Annotated in this window: 19 protein-coding genes; 12 read left to right on the top strand and 7 right to left on the bottom strand. The window is 69.0% G+C overall.

What is annotated here, in order from left to right; all coding sequences use genetic code 11:
* The first annotated feature begins 32 nt into the window (after positions 1-32).
* The gene (locus ACFVIV_RS11155; RefSeq protein ID WP_379195004.1) at positions 33-1,004 is read left to right on the top strand and encodes an alpha/beta hydrolase; all 972 of its coding nucleotides are present in this window, start codon (positions 33-35) and stop codon (positions 1,002-1,004) included.
* Between the two features lie 4 nt (positions 1,005-1,008).
* Here the strand turns inward: ACFVIV_RS11155 and ACFVIV_RS11160 are convergent, their stop codons facing one another.
* Entirely contained in the window at positions 1,009-2,340 is a 1,332-nt protein-coding gene (locus ACFVIV_RS11160) for an MFS transporter (protein WP_379195006.1), read from the bottom strand.
* Between the two features lie 309 nt (positions 2,341-2,649).
* Between ACFVIV_RS11160 and ACFVIV_RS11165 the strand changes: the two genes are divergently transcribed.
* Complete coding sequence (locus ACFVIV_RS11165; protein ID WP_379195008.1) at positions 2,650-2,946, top strand: hypothetical protein; 297 nt, start codon at positions 2,650-2,652, stop codon at positions 2,944-2,946.
* Positions 2,947-2,960: 14 nt separating this feature from the next.
* Here the strand turns inward: ACFVIV_RS11165 and ACFVIV_RS11170 are convergent, their stop codons facing one another.
* Positions 2,961-4,148, bottom strand: coding sequence for an NAD(P)/FAD-dependent oxidoreductase (locus ACFVIV_RS11170; protein ID WP_379195010.1), 1,188 nt, complete (start codon positions 4,146-4,148; stop codon positions 2,961-2,963).
* An 80-nt stretch (positions 4,149-4,228) separates the two neighbouring features.
* Positions 4,229-5,173 carry an RNA polymerase sigma-70 factor gene (locus ACFVIV_RS11175; RefSeq protein WP_379195626.1) on the bottom strand — a complete coding sequence of 315 codons (945 nt, stop codon included), beginning with the start codon at positions 5,171-5,173 and terminating at the stop codon, positions 4,229-4,231.
* Between the two features lie 297 nt (positions 5,174-5,470).
* Between ACFVIV_RS11175 and ACFVIV_RS11180 the strand changes: the two genes are divergently transcribed.
* From ACFVIV_RS11180 to ACFVIV_RS11215, 8 genes are all read left to right on the top strand, one after another.
* Entirely contained in the window at positions 5,471-7,120 is a 1,650-nt protein-coding gene (locus ACFVIV_RS11180) for an ABC-F family ATP-binding cassette domain-containing protein (RefSeq protein ID WP_379195012.1), read from the top strand.
* Between the two features lie 89 nt (positions 7,121-7,209).
* Positions 7,210-7,623: a hypothetical protein gene (locus ACFVIV_RS11185; protein ID WP_379195014.1), complete on the top strand. Its 414-nt coding sequence runs from the start codon at positions 7,210-7,212 to the stop codon at positions 7,621-7,623.
* Between the two features lie 228 nt (positions 7,624-7,851).
* Positions 7,852-8,526, top strand: coding sequence for a hypothetical protein (locus ACFVIV_RS11190; RefSeq protein WP_379195016.1), 675 nt, complete (start codon positions 7,852-7,854; stop codon positions 8,524-8,526).
* A gap of 229 nt (positions 8,527-8,755) precedes the next feature.
* On the top strand, positions 8,756-8,890 hold the full coding sequence (locus ACFVIV_RS11195) for a hypothetical protein (RefSeq protein ID WP_379195017.1): 135 nt from the start codon (positions 8,756-8,758) through the stop codon (positions 8,888-8,890).
* Complete coding sequence (locus ACFVIV_RS11200) at positions 8,890-9,996, top strand: MAB_1171c family putative transporter (protein WP_379195019.1); 1,107 nt, start codon at positions 8,890-8,892, stop codon at positions 9,994-9,996. Before ACFVIV_RS11195 ends, ACFVIV_RS11200 begins: the two co-directional genes overlap by 1 nt.
* A 239-nt stretch (positions 9,997-10,235) precedes the next feature.
* A complete protein-coding gene (locus ACFVIV_RS11205; RefSeq protein ID WP_379195021.1) occupies positions 10,236-15,710 on the top strand; it encodes a carboxyl transferase domain-containing protein in 5,475 nt (1,824 codons plus the stop codon).
* Between the two features lie 119 nt (positions 15,711-15,829).
* Positions 15,830-16,639 (top strand): DUF6585 family protein, encoded by an 810-nt coding sequence (locus tag ACFVIV_RS11210; protein ID WP_379195023.1) that lies wholly within the window; start codon positions 15,830-15,832, stop codon positions 16,637-16,639.
* A 10-nt stretch (positions 16,640-16,649) separates the two neighbouring features.
* The gene (locus tag ACFVIV_RS11215; RefSeq protein WP_379195025.1) at positions 16,650-17,054 is read left to right on the top strand and encodes a tetratricopeptide repeat protein; all 405 of its coding nucleotides are present in this window, start codon (positions 16,650-16,652) and stop codon (positions 17,052-17,054) included.
* A gap of 13 nt (positions 17,055-17,067) precedes the next feature.
* On the opposite strand, the gene ACFVIV_RS11220 is transcribed toward ACFVIV_RS11215, so the two are convergent.
* Positions 17,068-17,853 carry an alpha/beta fold hydrolase gene (locus ACFVIV_RS11220; protein ID WP_379195027.1) on the bottom strand — a complete coding sequence of 262 codons (786 nt, stop codon included), beginning with the start codon at positions 17,851-17,853 and terminating at the stop codon, positions 17,068-17,070.
* 158 nt (positions 17,854-18,011) lie between these two features.
* Between ACFVIV_RS11220 and ACFVIV_RS11225 the strand changes: the two genes are divergently transcribed.
* Together ACFVIV_RS11225 and ACFVIV_RS11230 are read left to right on the top strand one after the other, a co-directional pair.
* The gene (locus ACFVIV_RS11225) at positions 18,012-18,578 is read left to right on the top strand and encodes a hemerythrin domain-containing protein (protein ID WP_379195029.1); all 567 of its coding nucleotides are present in this window, start codon (positions 18,012-18,014) and stop codon (positions 18,576-18,578) included.
* 5 nt (positions 18,579-18,583) lie between these two features.
* Complete coding sequence (locus tag ACFVIV_RS11230) at positions 18,584-20,692, top strand: catalase (protein ID WP_379195031.1); 2,109 nt, start codon at positions 18,584-18,586, stop codon at positions 20,690-20,692.
* Between the two features lie 12 nt (positions 20,693-20,704).
* On the opposite strand, the gene ACFVIV_RS11235 is transcribed toward ACFVIV_RS11230, so the two are convergent.
* From ACFVIV_RS11235 to pruA, 3 genes are all read right to left on the bottom strand, one after another.
* Positions 20,705-22,141 (bottom strand): amino acid permease, encoded by a 1,437-nt coding sequence (locus tag ACFVIV_RS11235; protein WP_379195033.1) that lies wholly within the window; start codon positions 22,139-22,141, stop codon positions 20,705-20,707.
* A 67-nt stretch (positions 22,142-22,208) separates the two neighbouring features.
* The gene (locus ACFVIV_RS11240) at positions 22,209-23,174 is read right to left on the bottom strand and encodes a proline dehydrogenase family protein (RefSeq protein ID WP_379195035.1); all 966 of its coding nucleotides are present in this window, start codon (positions 23,172-23,174) and stop codon (positions 22,209-22,211) included.
* Positions 23,171-24,823 carry an L-glutamate gamma-semialdehyde dehydrogenase gene (pruA, locus tag ACFVIV_RS11245; RefSeq protein WP_379195037.1) on the bottom strand — a complete coding sequence of 551 codons (1,653 nt, stop codon included), beginning with the start codon at positions 24,821-24,823 and terminating at the stop codon, positions 23,171-23,173. The genes ACFVIV_RS11240 and pruA overlap by 4 nt, the downstream gene beginning before the upstream one ends.
* Between the last annotated feature and the right edge of the window lie 104 nt (positions 24,824-24,927).

Below are 24,927 nucleotides of genomic sequence, written 5' to 3' on the forward strand. Positions count from 1 at the left end.
AAAATCGCTCCTTCTCGCGGGATACTCCATTCATGCATCGGCTCGCGCGCTGCCTGATCGTCTTCGTTTCGGCATTCGCTGCTCTGTTGCCATTACCGGCTGCCGCCGATCCTGGATCCGCGATCCTCGAGGTCCGCCCGCTCGGCGGCCGCCAATTCGAGGTCGTCGTCTACTCGGCGGCCATGGGCCGGGCGATCCCGGTGTGGGTCTCGCATCCGGGCGGTCCGGCCCCCGCGCTGTATCTGCTCAATGCCGTCGACGGCGGCGAATCCGGCGGCCCCTGGACCAATCGCACCGATGCCGCCCGGTTCTTCGCCGACAAACCGGTCAATGTGATCCAGCCGATCGGCGGGCGCGCCTCCTTCTACACCGATTGGATGTCCGATGATCCGGTCCTGGGCCGCAACAAGTGGTCGGCCTTCCTGATCGACGAATTGCAGCCGCTGATGGACTCGCATTTCGGCATGACCGGCCGCAATGCCGTTGCCGGAACATCGATGTCGGCGACCTCGGCGCTGAATCTGGCCATCGAGGCGCCGGGCCGGTTCCAGGCGGTGGGCTCCTACAGCGGCTGCCCGCGCACCAGTGACCCGCTCGCCCGCTTCTACGTGCATTCGCAGCTGCAGCTGTTCGGCGCGAATGCCGCCAATATGTGGGGTGCGGCCGACAATCCGGCCTGGAATGCCCACGATCCGGTGCTCAACGCCGACCGGCTGCGCGGTGTGGCGCTCTACATTTCGGCGGGCAATGGCGCGCCGGGCGTGCACGACACCCTCGCCGCGCCCTCCATCGCGGGTGACGCCGCCCGGCTGGCGGATCGCATGGCGATCGGCGGCGTTATGGAAGCCGTTGTCCGGCAATGCACTTCCTCGCTGACCGACCGGCTGGCCGCGCTCGGCATCCCGGCCACCGTGGTGCATCGCGACGGCACGCACGCCTGGCCGTACTGGGAGGACGATCTGCACAACTCCTGGCCGCTGTTCGCCGGCGCGCTCGGGGTGTAGCGGTTCAGCGGCGATCCGCCGGTTCGGGCAGGGCGAGGGTCAGCACGGCGGTCCCGAGCGCCGCCACCGCGATCGCCGCGAACATGGTGACGCTGCCGGACAGGGTGTGCGCGCGGAAGAACACCGCGCTCAGCAGGGCCAGCCCCAGCGCGTTGCCGATCTGCTCGATGGTCGGCACCAGCCCCGAGGTCGCATCCAGCTGCCGCTGATCCAGGCCGGACAAGATGACCGGTTGCAGTGGCACGGAGAACAATCCGACCCCGAGCCCCGCCAGCACCACCGGACCGGCCACCAGCGGAACCGATATCGCGCCGCCGGTCAGAGACAGGTATCCGGCCCCGATGGCGACCCACGCGCCGAATCCGGCGATACCCGCCGCCAGCACGCGAACTCCCCAGCGCCGCACCAGCATCGGTGAGGCCAGCGCACCCGCGCAGGCGCCGATGGCGAACGGCGTCATGAGCAAGCCGGTCTGCCACGGCGAAAACCGCAGCACCTCTTGCAAAGTAATGGAGATCGCGAACACGAACGCGGTGAACAAGCCGAAGAACACCGTGATCAGCACCGACCCGAGTGCGAAGCCGCGATCGCCGAACACATCGAAACGCACCAGCGCGGCCCCGCCCCGCCGCGCGGCCCGCCGCTGCTGCGCCACGAACACCGCCGCTCCGGCCGCCGCCACCGCGATCATCGCCAATGGTCCTGCCCGCCAGCCATTCTGCTGAATATCGGTGAGCGCGACCAGCAAGGCGAACAGGCACGCACTCGACAGCACGGCCCCGGGCAGATCCAGCCGCTCTCGCCGCTCCGGCCGCCCCAGGTGCAGATATCGCAGCGCCAGCCCGAACGCGATCAGCCCGAGCGGCACATTGATCAGGAATATCGAATGCCATCCGAGTCCGAACACATCCGCCGTCACCAGCGCCCCACCCAGAATCGGCCCCACCATCCCCGCGAATCCGGCCACCGCCCCGTACACGGCGAACGCCTGCGCATGCCTGCTGCGCGGAAAGCTCGCTCCCACAATGGCAATGGTCTGCGCCGCCATCCCGCCCGCCGCCCCGCCCTGCACCACCCGCGCCGCCACCAGCTCGCCCGCGCTGCCCGCCATCCCGCACCACACCGACGCCGCCGTGAACCCCGCCACCGACCCCAGAAACATGATCCGCCGCCCCACCAGCTCCCCGAGCCGCGCCGCCGTGAGCAGCGTGCACGCGAACGCCAGCGCATACCCGGACACCACCAGCAACTGCGCCTGCGCCGACGCCCCCAGATCCGCGGTGATCCGCGGCAGCGCCGTGGTCACGATGGTCCCGTCGACCATCTGCATGAACACCGCGATCAGACAGCCCGCGAAGCACAGCCACGCCGCGGTCTCGCCGCCCGGCCGAGCCTCGGCGGCGACCTTCCGGGAACCCTGCGGCGAGTCGATTTCGCCAGCTTAACGGCAGTGGACAGTGGCGACGGTGATCCCGGGCGCGGGTCCGGTGCGGGTCGTTCTCGCCCGCGTCGTCAATGCCGCTGGACTCGAACGAATGGCCGCCGGGGATTGACCTACGCGGAGCGCCTTGGTGAGCTGTGGGGCGACGGTGTAGCAAACGGCGCGGCCTGTTCGGTGTGCCACCAGGATGAGGGGATCACGGGTATGAGCGACGGCTTGCGGTTTGTGTCCACCACCGGCGAACTCGAGGAGTTGCCGTTGATGTCGGTGATCATGGCGGCCAAACCGTCGCGGTCGGTGTTCCAGAAGTGGATCGACCGGCAGGGTGGGACGCCGACCTGGGTGCGCACCATGAGCGATGATCGCTACACCTCCGAGGAGCTGGCCGTCGGCCCGTTTCCACTATCGGCGCCCCAGCGATTCCGGTTCGTGGTGCTCTACGACCCGTCCCTGCACGGCCATCCGAACGAGTGGGAGAGCGCGCTGTCCGCCGCCGAGTGAGCGGCGCGAGCCCGTCACCCGGCGACGACAGTGGTCTGCGCGTCGCGCGCCGTCACGAGGTGACGGCGACGGCTGGGCAGCATCAGCGTCGGGTGGTTGACGCTCCACACCGTCGAGGCGCAGATGAGTTCCTTGATGCGCGCGCCCATGCGGCCCGTGGTCACCTTGGGCGTGGGCTGATCCTCGGGGGTCACATGCTGGATGACGGCATCGCGGCGGCCCAGGCTGATGCACTGCTTGGCGTAGCCGATGGGGGCATCGGGAACCTTGCGGCCGGTCAGGCGCGCGGCGAGGGCGTCGGCGCCCTGCCAGGCCATGGGAATCGCTGTGGCGCAGCCCATCCGGAGCGGCCTGTCGCCCTGCCCGATGACGAATGCGGCATCGCCGAAGGCGTACACATCCGGATGCGAGACCGAGCGCAGCGTGGCGTCGACGACGATCCGCCCGTTTCCGGATACCTCCAGCGTGCTGGCGGCCGCGATCGGGTGCACCTCGAAACCCGCGGTCCACACGGTCAATTCGGCCGGAATCTCCCCGTCCGAAGTCACCACGCCCTTCGCTTCCACACGGGTGACCTCGGTCTGCTCGTGGACGGTGATGCCGAAGCGGTCGAAGGCGGCGCGCAGGTAGCGCTGCGCCTTCTCGTCCAGCCAATCGCCGAGACCGCCGCGGGCGGCGATCGCGACCTTCAGATCCGGGCGCGCCTCGGCGATCTCAGCGGACACCTCGAGTCCGGTCAGACCGCCGCCCACGATCAGCACCCGCGCACCCGCCGCCAGCTCGTTCAGCCGTTCGCGCACCCGCAGCGCGGCCGCCTTGCTCGCGACATTGTGGGCGTGGTCGGCGACACCGGGAACGCCGTAGTCGGCGATGGTGCTGCCCAGGGCGTAGACGAGGGTGTCGTAGCCGAGGGTCTCGGCGCCGCGCTCGCCGGTGAGCTCGACGGTCCTGCGGTCCGCGTCGACCGCGATGACCCGCGCGATCCGGACCTGAACGCCGGTGCCCGCGTAGATCTCTCGCAACGGGCGCTGCGGCAGGTCCTGGCCGCTGGCGAGCTGGTGCATGCGCACGCGTTCCACGAAGTCGGGATCGGCGTTCACGATGGTGATCTCGACGTCGTCGCGGTGCAGCCGCTTGGCGAGGCGGCCCGCGGTGATGGCTCCGGCGTACCCGGCTCCGAGGACGACGATGCGGTGCTTCATGGCTGGCTCCTATCGGGTTGGACTCACACCCTGAACCGGACAGCTGCCCGAACCCTGACAGGAAAGCGTTGTGATGTGGGTCACCACCCCGTGCGGTAGGGCCGCTGAGGTCCGGCGGCGGCCCACTGACGCTGGAGGTGCACCAGCTTGTCCGGATTGACCTGGATATGGATCGCCGCGACGCCGTCGGCGGTCGCCTCGATGCTGAAGACGCCGTACACCTGCCCGCCGATCTCGAGCAGCACGGCCGGCCCGCCGTTGATCTCGACGGCGTAGATGCTCGGGACGCCGTCGACCAGCGCCCGCTTGGCGGCGTTGGGATGGAACAGGTTGTGCAGGTAGCGGGCGACCCGGGCCACGCCGAGGACCGGGGTCTTGCGGGCGTGCACCTTGCCGCCGCCGTCGGCGATGCTGAACGCATTGTCGGTGAGCAGCCGGGCCAGCGGCTCGGTATCGCCGCTGAGCGCCGCGGCCAGGAACTCCTCGACGATCTTGCGCGCGGCCTCCGCGTCGACCGTGGTGCGGGCGCGTTCGCTGCCGACGTGCTGTTTGGCGCGGCGGTAGATCTGCTGGCAGTTCACCTCGGTGAGATCCAGGATCTCGGCGACCTCGCGATGGGAGTAGCCGAACGCCTCGCGCAGCACGTACACCACGCGCTCATTGGGGGAGAGCCGCTCCATGACGGTGAGCATGGCCATGGAGACCGATTCGCGCTGCTCGGCGGTGTCGGCCGGGCCGAGCATGCGGTCACCCGCCAGAATCGGCTCGGGGAGCCACTGCCCCACATAGGTTTCCCGCCGGGCGCGCGCCGAGGTGAGCTGATTGAGGCAGATATTGGTGAGCACCTTCGTCAGCCACGCCTCCGGCGTCTCGATGAGCTCGCGGTCCGCGGCGTGCCAGCGCAGGTACGTGTCCTGCACCGCATCCTCGGCATCGCTCGCCGATCCCAGCAGCCGATAGGCGATCGCCTCCAGGCGGCCTCGGGAGGCCTCGAACAGATCGGCTTGGTACGTGCTGAGCGACATCTGCCCATGGTCGGCCACCGAGCCGGGCCGCGTCCACTCGCGCCCGGCCGGGAGCAGCGTGGCGGCGGTCACGGGAATATTCGCTGGCCGGTCACCGGCGGCCCTTGTTAGGGTCGATCTCGTGAATTACCAGATGTATCTCTGATTCCCCTCGAGTCCCGCACCGCCCGAGCGAGTCGTGCGGGACTCTCTCGTGATGTCCTGACGCGCCGTCGTGCGCGCGACTCATCGAATCACGGCACGCCATCCTCTTTTTCGCGATACCTCGCGGTCTACGGGCGTGCCCGGAGGAAGAACATGACCATCTGGACTCATCCTGCCCGTGAGCGGGCGCAATTGACCTGTACGGCCGTGCGCGTGGAGCGCGGTGGCCAGCTCGTGCTCGACGGCGTCGATCTGACGGTGTCGCCGCGGTCGCGCTGGGCGATCGTCGGCGAGAACGGCCGCGGCAAATCCACGCTGCTGCATGTGCTGGCGGGGGAGCTCGCCCCGGATTCCGGTGCGGTGCAGCGGATCGGCACGCTGGCGCTGGCGACGCAGGAACTGCCCGATCACGACGAGCGCGACATCGGCGATGTCATCGACGAACAGCTCGCCCCGGCGCGAGCCGCGCTGGACCGGCTCGACGCGGCGACGGCGGCGCTCACCGCGGAGCGACCGGGTGCGGACGAGGAATACAGTGCCGCATTGGATCTCGTGCAACTGCTCGACGCCTGGGACGCCGACCGGCGGGTGCGGGTCGCGCTCGAGGGGCTCGGTGCGATCACCGACCGGCAGCGCCCGCTCGCGACACTGTCGGTGGGACAGCGATATCGGGTGCGCCTGGCCGTAATGCTCGGCGCCGGACACGATTTCCTGCTGTTGGACGAGCCGACCAACCATCTCGACAGTGCCGCACTGGAATTCCTCACCGCGGCGTTGCGCGGCTTCGCCGGCGGCGTGGTGCTGGTGAGCCACGACCGGGCGCTGCTGTCCGATGTGGCGGAGACCGTGATCGATCTCGATCCCACCCGGGACGGCCGCCCGCGCGTCTACGGCGGCGGCTACGCCGGATATCGGAAAGGCCGTGCGGCCGAACGGGAACGCTGGGAGCAGGAGTACAAGCAGCAGCGCACCGAGGCCGAGCGGCTCGCCCAGGATCTGACCGCCGCCCAGGACCGCCTGGTCACGGGCTGGCGGCCGGACAAGGGCACCGGAAAACATCAGCGCGCCACCCGCGCGGGCGCCCTCACCCGCGCGGTCCATCGCCGCCAGGACGCCCTGGACCGCCACAGCGTCGACGGACCGCCGCCACCGCGGCGATTCACCATGCCCGCCATGCCATCCCGGCCCGGCGTGACCCTGATCCGGGCCGAGGAGATCATGGTCGATCAGCGGCTGCGCGAACCCGTCGGCGTGACACTGGATTCCGGTGATCGCCTGGTGATCACGGGCGCCAATGGCGCCGGCAAGTCGACGCTGCTGGAAGTGCTCGCCGGGACGCTGGAGCCCACCGCCGGGACCGTGCACCGGGCACGCCGGGCGCGAATCCGGTTGCTGCGCCAGGAGTCCGCGCAACAGCCGCAACGCCGGGCCCGGGATGCCTACGCCGCGTTCACCGCCGGCCTGGTGTCGGGCGGGCTGCTCGCCGCGGACGAGGTGGTCGATCTCGCCGAACTCGGTGTGCTGTCGACCGAGGACGCGAACAAGCGGCTGGGCGAGCTGTCCATGGGACAGCAGCGTCGCCTCGACCTGGCGTGCGCGCTGGCCGCGCGCCCGCATCTGCTGCTGCTCGACGAGCCCACCAACCACTTGTCCATCGCGCTGGTGGACGAGCTCACCGAGGCCCTGCGGGCGAGCGCCGCGGCGGTGGTGGTGGCCACCCACGACCGGCAGTTGCGGCGCGATATCCGGCAGTGGCCGCACCTGCACCTGCCGGCTCGGCCCTTGGCCCCCGCGTCTGCCTGATGCGTCACTTTTCGGGTTTCAGGTGGTTGACCGGCCGCCGATATCGTGCAATATGCTTAGGCTTACCTACATACGAGGAGTCTTGCCCCATGATCCGTTCACTCGTCGCGGCCTCGCTGGCGACCGCCGCCCTGCTGTCCCCGGTCGCCGCCGTCGTCGTGGTCACCGCTCCCGCCGCCGTCGCCGCTCCGGCCACGCCGAGCCCGGGTGAACTCCAGGGCAAGCTGCAGGCCGCGCTCAATGGCTCCGCCGCCGAGCTCGAGTCCGGCGATGCCGCGGCGATCGCGGTGGTCGGCCAGACCATCAACCGCATTCCCGGCTACTCCTGGGATGTTTCGGGCCCGGTCACCGTCGACGGTGACGTCCTCAATGCCACCCTGAACAGCCGCCTCGGCTCGTACTCCTACCCGATCCCGTTGACCTGGAAGAACATCGGCGGCACCTGGAAGCTGTCGCAGGAGAGCCAGGACACTCTGGTGAGCTACGCCAATATGGCCTGGTAGCGAACCGGACGGTGCGCCGAACTCTCCCCTCCTCAACCAGTTCGGTGCACCGGACCCGGTTCGTCGGCCTGAGCCTAGGCGAGCCCGGCATTCGGCGGCAAGAAAAATCGGTAGAAAACGCGGAATCAACGGCGCGCCACGGGAGTAGCCTGCTGAGGTACATTGCAGGCTGTTCACCGCTCTGAGGGACAGCGGCCGAGTCATTCGGCGAGCTGTAGGGGAAAACTGGTGCAAAACCAACCGGAGTACGCTACGTTTCTCGCGGCGTGTGTGCGGGAGCGGCGACGCGAACTCAATGTCAGCCTCGACGATGTCATCGCCGCCGGCGGGCCGACGCGGCGCACGCTGGTGCGCGTGGAGGCCGCGACGCTGGGGCCCGCGCCGAAACCGGTCACCTTCCGCCGCCTGGATCAGGCGCTGTCCTGGCACAGCGGCAGTGCCGCCCGCGCGTATTGGCGTGGGGAGAAGCCGCGCGCCCGCGCCGAACAGCGGACGCTGGACGCGGGCACCGCGGTCGTGGCGGTTCCGGCCGCATTGGCTTTGCAGCTGTTCAACACTCAGATCGAGCTCAATGCCGCCCTCGGGACGGATCCGGTCGACGAGCGTGGACTGCGGTCCTCGGTCGACCGGCTCAATACCCATCTGGGCCGGCTGCTCGGTCTGTATCTCACCGACCTGCTGGAACGGAACTGGCGTCCGGACGCCGCGCCGCCGCCCCTGGTGGAGCAGGCCTTCGGGGAGCTGCTGAGCACACCGGTGTCCGAGGACGATCCGGACTACGAGGACAAGTTGTACCGGCGCTGGCTGATCGGCCGTGCCCCCGACATTCCGGACGCCCTGGCGGGTAGATTCTCCGGCAGGCTCGCGCGGGCGCGTCAGGATGCAGGAGAAGGCTCGGTATGAATGTCGTTGCGGATCGAGTCAACCGGCTGTGCGGGTTGCTCGGACGCTCCGACGATCGGGCCGAGCAGAACGCGCAGATCGCGACCGCGGCCGGCGGGATACTCGGCCGCGTCGTCTGCGCCGCCGAGATCGAAGCGGTCCGCGCCCCCTGGGACACGAGGGTGAGCGCATTCACGAGGCGCTCGGGGAGTACCTCGGCGGCTTCGTCGGGCCGGACTCGGTCGCCCGCATGGGGAATATGCTGGCGCGCGGCGCTTTCGACACCGACAAGGAGCTCGAGGCGGAGAGTTTCGCGAATCTCATCATGCCCGCCATCCGGCGGCGGCCCTTCGCGCCGCTGCGCAACAGCTTCGGGCGGCGCTGATGCTGCCGCCGCATTCCTCGCTGCCGGAGGCGTTCGCCTGGCCGCTGTGGGCGCTGACCGCGACCGTGACCGCGCTGCGGTTGCGCTGGTGCCATGACACGTTCGCCAATCGGCAGATCAATGTGGCGCTGGTGGGATCGACGCTGGCGTGGCTGCTGCTGATCGAGACGGCCCAGCTGCGGCTCACGGCGCTGCTGCCGTTCGTGAGCCCGGCGCGGCAATATCAGCTCGCGAACGCGTTGATGATCGTGGTCACCGCGGCGGCGTATCTGATGATCTCGCATACCCGCCAACGCAATCCACCGGCGCCGGTGCGGGTCTACACCGCGGCCGTGCTGCTCGGGCTCGGGTACCTGATCCTGGGCGATGCCGTGGTCGCGGGCGGCGGGATCGTCTTGCAGTATCCGGGTTGGCAGGCGGCGCCGATGACGGTGTTCTTCGTCGTGTTCCCGTACGCGTGCGCGGTGCTGATCGTCGGCGCCTGCATCCAGGAGCTGCGCGCCCGTCCGCCGCTCGGGGCGCGGCTGTTCTACGGGCTGTTCCTGGCGATCTTCACCGGGCTGATCTGCAGTCTCACCTTCGGACTCACCACCTCGTTCATTCGCGCGACCGGGCATGTCAACGGGTTCACCGAATACGCCGCGCACACCGACCGCATGGCGTTCGTGGCCGACATCATCGCCTTCACACCCCTCGCGGCGATCCCGCTGGTGCTGCGCCTGATCGATATCGTGCGCGGCGATCCGGCCGCCCGCGCCATCGCCGATCTGACGCCGCTGTGGGAGGACCTCACCGGCGTGTGCCCCGAGGTGGTGCAGCCGCGCCCGGCCGACGCCGACGACACCTATCGCCTGCACCGCATGGTGATCGAGATCGACGACGCCATCCTCGCCCTCTCGCCGTACGCGCCACCCGCCGATACGGAGCGCACGGACCTGCGCGTGACCGCGCGACGGCTCGCCGCCGCCGTCACGGCGAAACTGGCCGGAGCACAACCGGACTCCTCCGCCGGGCTCGATATGCCGGGCGGCGACGATTTGCAGACCGAAACCCGAATCCTATCCGCGCTCGCCAAGGAATGGTCTATGCCGGTCGTCCCGCGATAGGGGTCGGCCGATCGCGCGGTGAATTGATAATTCTCACCCCTGCTTCGGGATTTCCTCTCGTTGCTGGTCACACAGGTGCGTTGCGGCGCAACAGGGTTCGGATAGGGGTGGGGAGCGGCGGGTAGGGGTTGGCGAGCCGATCGCGGGAATGATATTTCTCGGTTGCCGCGGCGGCGTCGCCGATCGGATCTCTCTTTGTCGAAGTCGACGAAATCCCGCTCATTATTGGAGGAGTCTCCATGTTCACGCGTATCGCCATTGTCAATCGCGGTGAAGCAGCGCGACGGCTGATTCATGCGGTGCGCGAGTTCAATGCCGAGCACCGGAACCGGGAACCATTGCGGACCATTGCCTTCTACACCGAGGGCGAGCGGCACGCCGGATTCGTGCGGGAAGCCGACGAGAGCTACTGCCTGGGACCGGCTTCCGCGCGGCCCTATCTCGACCTGGCCGTCCTGGAGCGGGCGCTCATCGCCACCGGGGCCGAGGCGGCGTGGCCCGGTTGGGGTTTCGTGGCCGAGGAGCCCGCGTTCGTGGAGGTGTGCGATCGCGCCGGGGTGACATTCATCGGGCCGAGCGCCGCGGCCATGCGGGCACTGGGCGACAAGATCGGGGCGAAACTGCTGGCCGAGGCGGCCGAGGTGCCGGTCGCGGCGTGGAGTCGCGGGCCGGTGGAGACCCTGGAGGCGGCCCTGGATGTGGCCGAGCAGGTGGGGTATCCGCTCATGCTGAAGGCGACCGCCGGCGGCGGCGGGCGCGGAATTCGCATTGTCACCACGCCCGCGGAATTGCGGGAGGCCTACGCGCGGACCGGGGAGGAGGCGGCCCGCGCCTTCGGCAACCCGACGGTGTTCCTGGAACGGCTGGTCACGGGGGCGCGTCATATCGAGGTGCAGGTGATCGCGGACGCGCACGGCGGGGCATGGGCGCTGGGTGTGCGCGACTGCACGGTGCAGCGGCGCAATCAGAAGATCATCGAGGAATCGGCGTCGCCGCTGCTGGACGCCGCCCAGATCGCGCAGCTGAAGGAATCGGCCGAGCGGCTGGTCGCCAAGGTCGGGTACTGCGGGGCCGCGACGGTGGAGTTCCTGTACCAGCCGCAGGAGCGCCTGTTCGCCTTCCTGGAGGTGAACACCCGCCTGCAGGTCGAACATCCGGTCACCGAGGTGACCTGCGGAATCGACTTGGTCAAGGCGCAATTGGAGGTGGCGGCGGGCCTGCGGCTGACCGGGGAGCGGCCGGTCGAGCGCGGGCACGCCGTCGAGGCGCGGCTCAATGCCGAGGATCCCGATCGCGACTTCGCGCCCGCACCGGGGCGGATCGAACTGCTGCGCTGGCCCGCCGGACCGGGCATTCGCATCGACACCGGGGTCGTCGAAGGCGATGAGATCCCACCGGATTTCGACTCCATGATCGCGAAGATCATTGCCTACGGGCGGGATCGGGACGAGGCGCTGGCGCGACTGCGGCGCGCGGTGGCCGAGACCACCGTGGTCATCGAGGGCGGGGCGACCAACAAGAGCCTGGTCATGTCGCTGCTCGAGGCCCCCGAGGTGGTGGCGGCCACGGCGGACACCCGCTGGGTCGATCGGGCGCGCGGCGCGGGGGAACTCATCGCGCCGCATCACACCGGCATCGCCCTGGCCGCCGCGGCCATCGCCGGCTACGAGGACGATGAGGCCGCGCGCCGGATCCGATTGTGGGAGACCGGGCGTGGCGGGCGGCCGCAGCTGCTGGACGAACCGGTGCGCGCGGTCGAGGTGAAGCTGGCCGGGCGTGGGCATCGGGTGACCGCGGAGCGGATCGGGCCCGCGCGGTTCCGGATCGGCATCGACGGGGATGCCCGCTTCGATGTGGATTTCCTGCGGCGCGACCGGTATTCGAGCCGGTTGACGGTGGGGGAGCGGACCTACCGGATCGTCACCGCCACACACGGCATCGTGCAGGTGGTCGAGGTGGACGGCGTCACGCACCGGGTCAGCCGCGACGAGGGCGGTGCGGTGCGTGCGCTCGCCCCGGCGCTGGTGGTGGCCACGCCGGTGGCGGCGGGGGCCGAGATCGCCGCGGGCGCACCAGTATTGGTGCTGGAGAGCATGAAGATGGAAACCGTGGTCCCGGCGCCCTTCGACGCCCGGGTGCGGGCGCTGCTGGTCTCGGTGGGCAGCCAGGTCGCCACCGGAACGCTACTGGCGCAGCTGGAACCGCTGGGCGAGGCAACAGAGGCCGAGTCGGCCGAGCCCGTCGATCTGCTGCTGCCCGCGCTCGACGAGCCGCCGGTGGCCGCCGCGGCGCCGGCAATGCTGAACGAAATCAATTGGACTGTCCTGGGTTTCGATCGATCGACCGGACCCGATGGCGCGCTGGCGCGGTACCTGCGGGACCGCGCGGCACTGGTCGCCGAGACCGGTGACGTGCACTCCGCCGAATGCGAGATCCTCGAATCGTTCTGCGATATCGCCGAATTGTGCGACTTCCGGCCCGAAGCCGACTCCCATCGCAGCCGTCGCGAACAGCTGCACATCTACCTGCAGAGCCTGGACGTGAACCGCGGCGCGCTGTCGGCCGGATTCCGGCAGGCGCTGACCAGCGCGCTGCACCGCTACGGGGTCGGCGGATTCACCCGCACACCCGAGCTCGAACAGGCCGTGTACCGGATTGTGCTGGCCACCAAGAACTTCGACGCCCATGTGCACACCGTGCAGGAACTGCTGAAGATGTGGCTGGGCGATCCGCGGCCCGAGGGTGAGGCCGTGCGCGCCACCCTGGAACGGCTGATCACGGTGCTGGGCGGGCGGGCGCCGCTGCCCGCGGATCTGGCGCGCAGCGTCGTGTCCCGCTGGTACCTGCATCCGGAGGCCGAGGCGGCGCGCACCGCCCTGCTGGCCGCGGCCGCCGACGAACTGCGGGCCCTCGCCACCATTCCGGCCTCCCGTGAGCGCGCCGAGCGCCTCGCCGCGCTCGCCGAGGTGCCCGAAACCCTCGACGGGATCGTGCTGGCGCGGCTGCGGCAGCAGGGATTCGTACCCGATCAGCCGCTGCTGGAGGTGCTGTGCCGCCGCCGCTACGGCGAGCAGCGGCTGGGTTCGGTGCGCACCCTGGTGGTCGGCGGGCGGGTCTTCGCGAGCTGTGACTACCAGCTCGAACTGCGGCCGCATCACACGGTGCCCACGGTCTGCGTCGCCGGGATCGGCCGGATGGCGGATCTGGGCTCCGGCGACGACAGCTCACTGGTCGCCGGGGTGAACGCCATCCTGGCCGCCGGACCCGAGAATCACGTGCCGGTGGTCGACCTGCTGCTGGCCTGGCCGGATGGACCCGGCTCGGTGCCCGAGCGGGCGGAGGAACTGCTGAACGCGCTGCGCGCCACCGGGATCGCGGAGCAGGCGCGGCGCATTACCGTGGCGGTGCCGCCCGCCGAGGACGGGCCGGTCGAGCACTACACCTTCCGCCGCCGTGACGGAGAGCTGGTGGAGGACAGCGTGATCCGCGGCGTGCACCCCCTTGTCGCGCGGCGGCTGCACCTGTGGCGGCTGCGGGAATTCCACCTGAACCGGCTGCCCGCCGCGGCGGATTCCATGCTGTATCACATCGAGGCCAAACAGAATTCGTCCGATCAACGACTCGTCGCCATGGCACAGGTGCGGCGCTTCGAACCGGTCCGCGACGAGACCGGGGCGATCGTCGGCGTGCGCGGCGCGCAGGCCACCCTGGAAGGCTGCGCCGAGGCCATCGCGCGGGCGCGCCGCGAACTCGACCCGGCCGGAACCCGCCTCGAACCCAATTCCATCTGGCTCGATGTGCGCCCGGTCATCGAGGCCGAGCCCGAGCTGCTGGCCGAGTGGTTGCGCACGGCCGCACCGCATATCGTGCGCGCGGGCATCGGCGAGATCGTCGTGCACGGCCGGGTGCGCCGCGCGGACGGATCGCACGACCTGCGGATGGCGCGGCTGCGCTACACCCGCGACGGCGGCACCGAGGTGACGGTCGGCGCCCCGCCGGAGCAGCCGCTGCCGCCGCTGGACGACTACCACCGCAAGGTGCTGCGCACGCGGCGCCGCGGCGCGGTGTACCCCTACGAGCTGATCGACCTGCTGACCGGCCCCGAGGGCAGCTTCACCGAACTCGACCTGGCCGGGGACGCGCTGGTCGAGGTGGATCGGCCGCGCGGGCTCAACACGGCCGGGATCGTGGTCGGCGCCGTCAGCACGCCCACCGCGCTGCATCCCGAGGGCATCCGGCGCATCGTGCTGCTCGGCGATCCGCACGCGGCGCTGGGCGCGGTCTCGGAACCGGAGTGCGCCCGCATCGTGGCCGCGCTGGATCTGGCTGAACAGCAAGGGATTCCGGTGGAATGGTTCGCCCTCTCGGCGGGCGCGCGCATTGCCATGGACTCCGGCACCGAGAACATGGACTGGGTGGCGCGGGCGCTGCGCCGCATCGTGCGGTTCACCCAGGCCGGCGGTGAGATCAATATCGTGGTGGCGGGCATCAATGTCGGCGCGCAACCGTATTGGAACGCCGAGGCCACCATGCTCATGCACACCAAGGGCATTCTGGTCATGACGCCCGCCTCGGCCATGGTGCTCACCGGCAAACAGTCCCTGGACTTCTCCGGCGGCGTCTCCGCCGAGGACAATTTCGGCATCGGCGGTTACGCCCGCGTCATGGGACCCAATGGCCAGGCCCAGTACTTCGCGCCGAATCTCGCTGCCGCACAGGACATCCTGATGGCGCATTACGCCCACACCTACGTGGCGGAAGGCGAATCCGGCCCCCGCCGCGCCCCCACCACCGACCCCATCACCCGCGACGTCACCGGCTACCCGCACGAGCACCCCGACAGCGAATTCACCACCGTCGGCGCCATCTTCTCCGCGACCGCCAACCCGGATCGCAAGAAGCCCTTCTCGATTCGCGCCGTCCTGCGCGCGGTCTCCGACCAGGACCACCCCCTGCTGGAGCGCTGGGCCGACATGGCCGAAGCCGAAACCGCCGTGGTCGCCGACGCCCGCATCGACGGCAGCCCGGTCTGCCTCATCGGCATCGAATCCCGCCCCGTGGCCCGCCACGGCTTCCCACCCGCCGACGGCCCCGAATCCTTCACCGGCGGAACCCTGTTCCCCCTCTCCTCGAAAAAGGTGGCCCGCGCCATCAACGCCGCCAGCGGCAACCGCCCCCTGGTCGTCCTGGCCAACCTCTCCGGCTTCGACGGCTCCCCCGAATCCATGCGCCGCATCCAACTCGAATACGGCGCCGAAATAGGCCGCGCCATAGTCAATTTCGAAGGCCCCATCGTCTTCACCGTCATCTCCCGCTACCACGGCGGCGCCTTCGTGGTCTTCTCCAAGGCCCTCAACCCCGCCATGACCGTCCTGGCGGTAGCAGGCTCCTACGCCTCGGTGATCGGCGGCGCCCCCGCCGCCGCCGTCGTCTTCTCCCGCACCGTGGACGCCCGCACCGCCGCCGACCCCCGCATCCGCACCCTCGAAGACCGCATCACCATCACCGACACCCCCGAAAAACGCGCCGACCTCACCACCGAACTGGCCGACCTCCGCACCCAGGTCCGCGCCGAACACCTCTCCGCCCTCGCCACCGAATTCGACCGCATCCACAGCATCCAACGCGCCGTGGAAGTCGGCTCCGTAGACGCCGTGATCCCCGCCACCGAACTCCGCCCCCGCATAGCCGCCGCCATCCGGTCACAGCCCTGATCGGATTCCTTTCGGCGCAGGCCGAAATCGGTGGCGAGCCGGCGGATCGCATGGCACGCTGCGGGTCTCGGATCGCGCATCGGGACCGGATGCGCGCCGGTGATCGAAAGAGGTGGGGGATGGCAGCGGATGGCGCGTTCGAGTGGACCGAGATCGAGGCCGCGCCCGAGGGGGTGCGCAGGGCGGCCGCGAAACACGGTTTGGGATCACGTTTCGTCAAGTACCGGACGACAGTGGGACGCGGCCTGGCGACCGTTCTCAAACTCGTGGGCACCGGGCTGGTAGCCGCGCTCTTCGGCGGTATCGCGTTGCACGCCTTCGGCGATGACAGCCCGGTGATCGGACTGCTCACGGGCGCCGTCGCGGCCGCATCGCTCTACACGATGATCCCGATGGTGCGGTCGCTGGTGAAGTTCCGGGACGAGATCTATCTGCTGGACGCCGGTCTGGTGCAACTGAGCGGGCGACGCGCGCGGGTCTTCCCGTGGTCGACGGTCGAGGCGTACAGCGATGTCACGCGCTGGGTCAAAGGGGGCACGACGCAGTCCATCGACTACAAGTTCACGGTGCGTACTCCCGACGGGGCGGCCGTGGTGCTCGACAACCACACCACCTGGGATATCGATAAATTGGGCGCGCACATCCAGGGCGCGGTGGCACAGCACCAGCTACCTCTCACGGCCGCCCGCGTCGAGGGCGGCGAGACGGTGACCTTCGGCCGCTTCGGCGTGAACCGCCAGGGCATCACCGACGCCGGCCGGCTCGTGCCCTGGTCCGAGGTGGATGCCATCCACCATGCGGCGGGGCAGATCGGATTCCGCCGCCGCGGCGTCCGCAAGCCCATCACCGTCCTCACCAGCAAGATCCCGAACGGCCAGGTCTTCGCCGCGCTCGCCCAGACCACCCTGCTCGCCTCGCGCGGGCGGTGAGGGGACAACCGTGACGGTCGATATCGTGATCGCACTGATCGTGCTGCTGTTCGCCGCCATGATCGTCGCCGCCATTGTTCGCGTGATCATTTCGCGCCGCCGGGTACGCCGGTTCGCCGACCTCCGCGCCGCGGGCCGATATTCCGAAGCCGCCGAGGTCGCGCGCTCGATGATCTCGAAGCTAGCCTTCCGTGACGATTTCGACTGGGACGACCTCCAGCACGAGCAATTCCGGGCCAGCCTCTTCTCATGGCACCTGAGCCTGGCCTACGTTCTCTTCGAAGCGGGCGACTATGCGGAATCCGCCCGGCACGCCGCAGAGGCCGTCGACGGCCGCACCCGCCTCCTCGGCGCCCTGCACCCGGACACGATCACCGCCCGCCATTTCCAGACCCGTGTCGACAGCATGCTGTAGCGCATCCGCCGCCTCAGCGGCAGAACTCGGCGACCATGGTTGTCCACGTTCTTATGTCATCGACCGATTTCGCGACGTGCAGGCTCGAATTGGGGAGCAGTTCGGCGAGCCGCTGTGCCGTGGAGGTCGGATGCAGCGGGTCGGTGTCCCAGGTCAGGATGAGCGTGCGGTGGGGCAGGCGAGCCACGTCTGGCTGCGGGGGCAGGTCGGATGATCCGGCGCCGCGCAGTGCCGGTGCGAGCAGCTCGTTCGGGACGTCCGGGGTGAAGTGGAACTGCGGGTGGTCGGCGAAGATCGGCAGGGGGTCTGCGGCCTCCCAGTGTTCGAGCCAGGCAGGCGCGCCCAGCGTGTCGATCTGGTCGGCGGTGTCGAGGTACCACTGCCGGGCCGCGAGGCCGTCGTCCCAGGCCGCCGGGGGGATCATCAGGACCAGGCGGCGGAAGCGATCCGGCGCTGCCAGTGCCGCGTACAGCGCGGCCGCGCAGCCGAGGGAGGAGCCGACCATGTCGAGGGGTTCGGTGAAGCTGATCTCGTCCATGAGGGCGAGCAGGTCCTGGGCGATGTTCTCGAACCGGTAGTCCTCGGCGACGGGGCGGCCCGCCGAGTGCCCGTGGCCGCGCTGGTCATAGGTGAGCAGGTGATGCTCGGCCGCGAGGCGGTCGAAGTCGAAGAGTTCGAGGCGGCGCACCGCGGCGCGGCTCAGCAGAATTCCGTGTGCGTAGGCGAGGGGTGAGCCGGAACCGCTGAGCCGATAGGCGATTCGCGCGCCCGCGCGGGGCAGATGGCTGTCCTGGGTCATTGGCGCTCACTCCGCCCGTCGACCGGTGATCTATACCCGATAAGGGTATCTCGGATATCCGCGAAGAATTCCGGATTCACGTGTGAGCGGCCGAGGGGCGGGTATGGCGGCGGTGCGGAGACGGCCGCTTCGCATTGTCCGATCTGAGGAGGTTGGCCATGACCACGGCGCCGAAAGAGGATGTCGTTGTGTTGTTGCTGGAGCAGCATGAGCAGATCAAAGGTTTGATTCAGCAGGTGGAGAGCGCGGCGGGGGAGGCCAGGCGGCAGCCGTTCGAGGAACTCGTGCGGCTGCTGGTGGTGCACGAGGCCGCGGAAGAGGAAGTGGTGCATCCGGTGTCGCGGCGGGCCGCCGTCGCCGATGCGGTGGTGGATCACCGGTTGGCGGAGGAGGGGGAGGCCAAGCAGATGCTGGTCGATCTCTATGACATGGGGGTGCGGCACGAGGAGTTCGGGCAGCGGTTCCACAGCTTCGCGCTCGCGGTGGTCGAGCATGCGGAGATGGAGGAGAAGGAGGAGTTCGAGCAGTTGCGGCAGCGGCTGTCCGAGGACGATCGCGCGCGGCTGGCGACCGCGGTGCGGGTGGCCGAGGCCGTCGCGCCCACGCGGCCGCATACGCAGGCGGGGGAGTCGATGGTCGGGAATATCGTCGCGGGACCGCCGCTGGCGCTGTTCGACCGGATTCGCGATGCCCTGCGCGACTGGCGTCGCAAGACCGAAGGGTGACAGGCATGGAGAACGGAGCGAACGACAAACAGCAGCAACTGGATGGATATCGGGTCGATCGCGAGCAGGGCAAGCTGACCACGCAACAGGGCGTGCGGGTGGACCACACCGACGACGCGCTGTCGGCGGGAGCGCGCGGGCCGACGCTGCTCGCGGATTTCCATGCGCGCGAGAAGATCACGCACTTCGATCACGAGCGCATTCCGGAGCGGGTGGTGCACGCGCGCGGCGCGGGCGCCTACGGGAGCTTCCAGCCCTACAGCGACTGGCTCGGTGAATACACCACCGCGCACTTCCTGACCGATCCGAGCATGGAAACGCCGGTCTTCGTGCGGTTTTCGACGGTGGCCGGATCCCGCGGCTCCGCCGACACCGTGCGCGACGTGCGGGGCTTCGCGACGAAGTTCTATACCGATCAAGGCAATTACGATCTGGTCGGCAACAACTTCCCGGTCTTCTTCATCCAGGACGGCATCAAGTTCCCGGATTTCGTGCACGCGGTGAAACCCGAGCCGCACAACGAGATTCCGCAGGCCGCCTCCGCCCACGACACCCTGTGGGACTTCGTGGGCGAACAACCCGAGACGCTGCACGCCATCATGTGGCTGATGTCGGATCGCGCACTGCCGCGCAGCTACCGCATGATGCAGGGCTTCGGGGTGCACACCTTCCGGCTGGTGAACGCCGCGGGCCGGGCCACCTTCGTGAAGTTCCACTGGAAACCCGAACTCGGCGTGCACTCGCTGCTGTGGGAGGAATGCCAGCAGGTCGCCGGGCAGGACCCGGACTTCAATCGCCGCGACCTGTGGGACTGCATCGAGGCCGGCCAATACCCGGCCTGGGAGCTGGGTGTCCAGTTGATCCCGGAGGAGAACGAATTCGGCTTCGACTTCGACATCCTCGACGCCACCAAAATCATTCCGGAGGAACAAGTCCCGGTACAGCCCGTCGGTCGCCTGGTCCTCGACCGCAACCCGGACAACTTCTTCGCCGAGACCGAGCAGGTGGCCTTCCACACCGCGAACCTGGTGCCCGGCATCGACTTCAGCGATGATCCGCTGCTGCAATTGCGCAATTTCTCCTACCTGGACACCCAGCTCATCCGGCTGGGCGGCCCGAATTTCGCGCAGCTGCCGGTCAATCGGCCCATCGCCGATGTCCGCAACCATCAGCAGGACGGCTACGGCCAGCACGCCATCCCACAGGGCGAGGCGGCGTACACCAAGAACACCATCGGCGGCGGCTGCCCGGCGCTGGCCGAGGAGGGCGTGTTCCGGCATGTGGCCGAACGCATGTCGGGCACCGCGATCCGGCAGCGCGCCGAGAGCTTCCGCGAATACTATTCGCAGCCCCGCATGTTCTGGCGCAGCATGTCCCCGCCGGAGGCCGAGCACATCGTGTCCGCCTTCGCCTTCGAGCTGGGCAAGGTGACCCGTCCGGCCCTCCGGGAGCGGGTGCTCGAACACCTGGTCCGCATCGACGCGGAACTGGCGGCGCGGGTGGCCGGCGAACTCGGCATGCCCACCCCGCAAGTCGAGGCCGAGACGACCGAGGCCGTGCTCTCACCCGCCCTGTCCCAGCTCGGCGCCGGCGACGCCGGCATCGCCACCCGCAAGATCGCCCTGCTGGTGGCCGACGGCGCGGACCTGGACGGGGTGCTGGGCATCCGATCCCAGCTGATGGCCCGCGACGCCGTGGTCGATGTCATTGCCCCGCACGGCGGTTCGGTCACCGGGGAGGGCCGTGACGGCGACCTGCTCACGGTGGACAAGTCTCTGGCCACCGTGAGCTCGGTGCTCTACGACGCCGTCCTGGTCGCGGGCGGACCGAAGTCGGCCGACGTGCTCGTCGGCATGGGTTCGGCCGTGCACTTCGTCCTGGAGGCGTTCAAACACGCCAAACCCATCGGCGCCTTCGGTGGCGGCGCGGCGCTGCTCCGCATTGCGGGACTGATGCCCAATATCGCCGTCGACACCGAATTCGCCGCCGAGAACGGCGTGGTCGTCACCGCTGCCGCCGGGACCGAGGCCCCGGGGCAGTTCGTCGACACCTTCGCGGAACTGCTGTCCCAGCACCGGATTTGGCGGCGCGCCACCGACGCCGTTCCGGCTTGAGCGCCCGCCGGCTCAGTGCGGCGCGGAAACCCCGGCCGCACTGGGCTTCTCGAGCTTGGAATGGGTGCGGGAGTACAGGAAGTACACGATCAGGCCGGCGACCAGCCAGACCGCGAACCGCACCCACGTCTCCCAGGGCAGCGACCAGATCAGATAGACCGAGAAGCCGATGCCGATCAGCGGAACGACCGGCATGAAGGGGAGTTTGAATTCGCGCGGCTCGTCGGGCCGGGTGCGGCGCAGCACGATGACCGCGACCGACACCACGATGAACGCCATGAGAATGCCGATATTGGTGAGCTCGGCGACCACGGTGATATCCAGCAGACCCGCCATGGCCGCGGATCCGATGCCCACGATCCAGGTGACGCGGGTCGGAACCTTGCGCGTCGGATGCGTTTTGGCGAACCATTCCGGCAGCAGCCCGTCGCGGCTCATGGCGAACCACACCCGGGTGACGCCGAGCATGAACGTCAGCACGACGGTGACAATGCCGACAATGGCGCCGACCGCGATGATATTCGCGATCCCGGGCATGCCGACGGATTCGAACGCCGTGGAGAATCCGCTGGTCGGGCTGATCTCGGTGTACTTCTGCATACCGGTCAGCACCAGGGTGGCCAGCACGTACAACACCATGGCGATGGCCAGCGAATACAGAATGGCCTTGGGCAGATGCTTCTTCCCGTCCACCGATTCCTCGGCGGCCGTGCTCATGGCGTCGTAACCGAAGACGGCGAAGAACACCGTGGCCGCGCCGGTCCACACCGCGCCCGCCCCGAACGGGAAATACGGGGTGTAGTTGGAGCTGTCGATATGGAACACGCCCAGCACGATGATGAGCACGACCAGCGCCACCTTGATGCCCACGGTGACCGTCTCGAACCGTCCGACACTGCGAATGCCGCGCGAGAGCACGAAGGCGGTGCCGAGGCAGAACAGGACGGCGAACACGTCGACCACATGGCCGTCGCCGGTGCCGGAGGCCCCCATCATCCAGTTCGGCAGATCGATATTCACCTGCTCCAGCAGGAATTTGAAATATCCCGAGACCCCGATGGCCACCACCGCCGCGACCGCGATGTACTCCAGCAGCAGATCCCAGCCGATGAACCAGCCCGCCAGCTCACCGAGGGACACATAGCCGTAGGTGTAGGCCGAACCCGCCTTCGGGACCATGCCCGCGAATTCGGCATAACACAGCGCGGCCGCGGCGCTGGCGACGCCGGCAATGAGAAACGAGATCAGCACCGAGGGCCCGGTGACGGAATGCGCGACCGATCCGGCGAGGGTGAAGATGCCCGCGCCGATAATGCCGCCCACGCCGATGGCCGTGAGCTGCCAGAGCCCGAGGTGCCGGGCCAGCCGTTCATCGGCGGGCGTGTCCTCCTCGACTTCCCGGAGGGGTTTGCGGCGCAACATCTGATTGCGCAATTCCGCGAGGGGCATATGCGGATGTCCTTTCCTTGCTGCGATACCCGGGGATGCGTAACGCAGGTGACACTATTTGCTGGAGTCAGCGCCGATTGCCAGGCGTCAGCGAGCGCAGGAAAAACGCCAGGTTGGCGGGTCGTTCGGCGAGTCTGCGCATGAAGTAGCCGTACCACTGATCGCCGTAGGGCAGATACACCCGCAGGTGGTAGCCGTCGCCGGTGAGCCGCAGCTGTTCGGCCTCGCGAATGCCGTGCAGCATCTGGAACTCGAAATCCTCCACCCCGCGTTCGCATTCACCGGCATACCGCCGGGCCGCCGCGATCATGGCCGGATCGTGGGTGGCGACCATCGGATAACCCTGGCCGTCCATGAGAATGCGCAGGCAGCGCAGATATGACAGGTCGACATCGGTGGCGCTCTGATACGCGACGCTCGCCGGCTCCCGATACGCGCCCTTGCACAGCCGGATCCGCGACCCCGGCCCGGACAGCTCCCGGCAGTCGTCCGCGGTGCGCCGCAGATACGCCTGCAAGACCGTGCCGAGGTTGGGGAAGTCCGCCCGCAGCTCCCGGACTATGCCCAGGGTGGAATCGGTGGTGGTGTGATCCTCGGCGTCGATGGTGACCGATACTCCGGACGCCTCGGCGGCGGAACAGATCTCGTGCGCGTGCTGGAGCGCGATGGCGTGCCCGTCGTGCGGCAGCGATTGCCCCAGCGCCGAGAGTTTGAGCGAAATCTCCAGCGGCCCGGCGATTCCGGGCGATCCATCGGTCAGCTCGGCCAGTGCGGGCAGCAATGCGAGATAGTGCGCCACGGTATTGCGGGCCTGCGCGATCTCGGTGGTGTCCTCACCGAGGTAGTCGATGGAGATGAACCGCCCCGAGACCAGCAGCGCCTGCGCCGCGGCGATGGCGGCATCCTCGGATTCACCGGCGACGAAGCGATCCACCAGCTTCCGGGTGGCCGGCAGCCGGCTGATGGTGCGCTCCAGGCGCGGGGAGCGGGAGGCGGCCAGCATGGCGGGCCGCAGTAGTCCGGCGGTTGTCATCGGTTCTCCTGATCGGCGGCCTGATGCGGGTACAGGTGGTCGGTCGGCGGGACGAAGGTTTCCTTGATGGTGCGAGCCGAGGTCCAGCGCAACAGGTTCTGCGCCGAGCCCGCCTTGTCATTGGTGCCCGAGGCGCGACCGCCGCCGAAGGGCTGCTGCCCGACGACCGCCCCGGTCGGCTTGTCGTTGATGTAGAAATTGCCCGCGGCGAAGCACAGCCGCTCGGTGGCCCGCGCGACCGCGGTCCGGTCGTCGGCGATAATGGATCCGGTGAGCCCGTAGGCCGCGCCCTGATCGACCGATTCCATTGCGGCCTCGAAGGATCCGGCCACCGCGTCGTCATAGACGTGAATGGACAGAATGGGCCCGAAGTACTCGGTCCGGAACGCCTCGTCGGCGGGATCCTCACCGAGCAGGATGGTGGGATCGACGAAGTAGCCGACGCTGTCGTCGGTGCTGCCGCCCGCGGCGATGGTGAGCCCGGGCGTGGCCTTGGCCCGCGCGATGGCATCGGCATTGCGCTCGAAGGCGTGCCGATCGATCACGGCCCCACCGAAATTGGCGAAATCGGTGACATCGCCGTAGCGCAGCGCCGCGGTCTTGCCGATCAGATCGTCGCCCATGCGCGCCCACACCGACTTCGGGATGTAGGCCCGCGACGCCGCCGAGCACTTCTGGCCCTGGTAGTCGAACGCCCCGCGCAGCAGCGCGGTGGTCAGCACCTCCGGATCCGCCGAGGGATGCGCGAGCACGAAATCCTTTCCGCCGGTTTCGCCGACGAGCCGCGGATAGGTGCGGTACTCGGAGATGTTCGCGGCGACCGCCCGCCACAGATGCTGAAAAGTCTTGGTGGACCCGGTGAAATGCACCCCGGCCAGCCGGGGATCGGCCAGCACCACATCCGACACCTTGGGCCCCGCGCCGTGCACCAGATTGATCACCCCGGGCGGCAGCCCCGCCGCCTCCAGCAGTTTCATGGTCCAGTACGCGGCGACCGACTGGGTGAGCGCGGGCTTCCAGATCACCGTATTGCCCATGAGCGCCGGCGCGGTGGGCAGATTGCCCGCGATGGCGGTGAAGTTGAACGGGGTGACGGCGTAGACGAACCCCTCCAGCGACCGGTACTCCATCCGATTCCACACCCCGGGCGTCGAGATCGGCTGCTCCGCGAGGATCTGCCGCGCGAAATGCACATTGAAGCGCCAGAAGTCGACCAGTTCGCAGGGCGCGTCGATCTCGGCCTGGTACGCGGTCTTGGACTGCCCGAGCATGGTTGCGGCGGCGATGGATTCCCGCCACGGCCCGGCCAGCAGGTCCGCCGCGCGCAGGAAGATGGCGGCCCGGTCCTCGAAGGACAGTGCGCGCCAGCCGGGCGCGGCCGCGGTGGCGGCGTCGACGGCCTCGCGCACATCGGCCGCTCCGGCCGCGGTGACGGTGCCCAGGATCGCGGCGTGATTGTGCGGCTGCACGACATCGATGGCCGGTCCGCCGGTGCGGCGATGGCGTCCGCCGATGACGTTGTGCACCTCGGTGGGCGCGGCGGCGAGTTCGGTCAGCTTCGCGCGCAGCCGGGCCCGTTCGGGGCTGCCGGGGGCGAAGGTTCCGACCGGTTCATTGACCGGTGGGGGCGTGGTCGCGATGGCGTCCATGAGAACTCCTGTCGATAGCGCGTTCGGGTCTGTGCGCTGGGACACATTCCGGTGACCGCGAGTCAACTACGCGAACCGCCACCGAAAATGAGCCGGATGGACAA

The sequence above is a fragment of the Nocardia sp. NPDC127526 genome (genome assembly GCF_042672265.1).
GTDB lineage: Bacteria > Actinomycetota > Actinomycetes > Mycobacteriales > Mycobacteriaceae > Nocardia.

Coding starts and splice junctions, on each gene's coding strand:
- ACFVIV_RS11170 (WP_379195010.1), bottom strand. CDS start 4,148: ATGAAGCACCGCATCGTCGTCCTCGGAGCCGGGTACGCCGGAGCCATC.
- ACFVIV_RS11240 (WP_379195035.1), bottom strand. CDS start 23,174: ATGACAACCGCCGGACTACTGCGGCCCGCCATGCTGGCCGCCTCCCGC.
- ACFVIV_RS11200 (WP_379195019.1), top strand. CDS start 8,890: ATGCTGCCGCCGCATTCCTCGCTGCCGGAGGCGTTCGCCTGGCCGCTG.
- ACFVIV_RS11185 (WP_379195014.1), top strand. CDS start 7,210: ATGATCCGTTCACTCGTCGCGGCCTCGCTGGCGACCGCCGCCCTGCTG.
- ACFVIV_RS11180 (WP_379195012.1), top strand. CDS start 5,471: ATGACCATCTGGACTCATCCTGCCCGTGAGCGGGCGCAATTGACCTGT.
- ACFVIV_RS11210 (WP_379195023.1), top strand. CDS start 15,830: ATGGCAGCGGATGGCGCGTTCGAGTGGACCGAGATCGAGGCCGCGCCC.
- ACFVIV_RS11225 (WP_379195029.1), top strand. CDS start 18,012: ATGACCACGGCGCCGAAAGAGGATGTCGTTGTGTTGTTGCTGGAGCAG.
- ACFVIV_RS11235 (WP_379195033.1), bottom strand. CDS start 22,141: ATGCCCCTCGCGGAATTGCGCAATCAGATGTTGCGCCGCAAACCCCTC.
- ACFVIV_RS11220 (WP_379195027.1), bottom strand. CDS start 17,853: ATGACCCAGGACAGCCATCTGCCCCGCGCGGGCGCGCGAATCGCCTAT.
- ACFVIV_RS11155 (WP_379195004.1), top strand. CDS start 33: ATGCATCGGCTCGCGCGCTGCCTGATCGTCTTCGTTTCGGCATTCGCT.
- ACFVIV_RS11230 (WP_379195031.1), top strand. CDS start 18,584: ATGGAGAACGGAGCGAACGACAAACAGCAGCAACTGGATGGATATCGG.
- ACFVIV_RS11205 (WP_379195021.1), top strand. CDS start 10,236: ATGTTCACGCGTATCGCCATTGTCAATCGCGGTGAAGCAGCGCGACGG.
- ACFVIV_RS11175 (WP_379195626.1), bottom strand. CDS start 5,173: ATGTCGCTCAGCACGTACCAAGCCGATCTGTTCGAGGCCTCCCGAGGC.
- pruA (WP_379195037.1), bottom strand. CDS start 24,823: ATGGACGCCATCGCGACCACGCCCCCACCGGTCAATGAACCGGTCGGA.
- ACFVIV_RS11165 (WP_379195008.1), top strand. CDS start 2,650: ATGAGCGACGGCTTGCGGTTTGTGTCCACCACCGGCGAACTCGAGGAG.
- ACFVIV_RS11195 (WP_379195017.1), top strand. CDS start 8,756: ATGGGGAATATGCTGGCGCGCGGCGCTTTCGACACCGACAAGGAGCTC.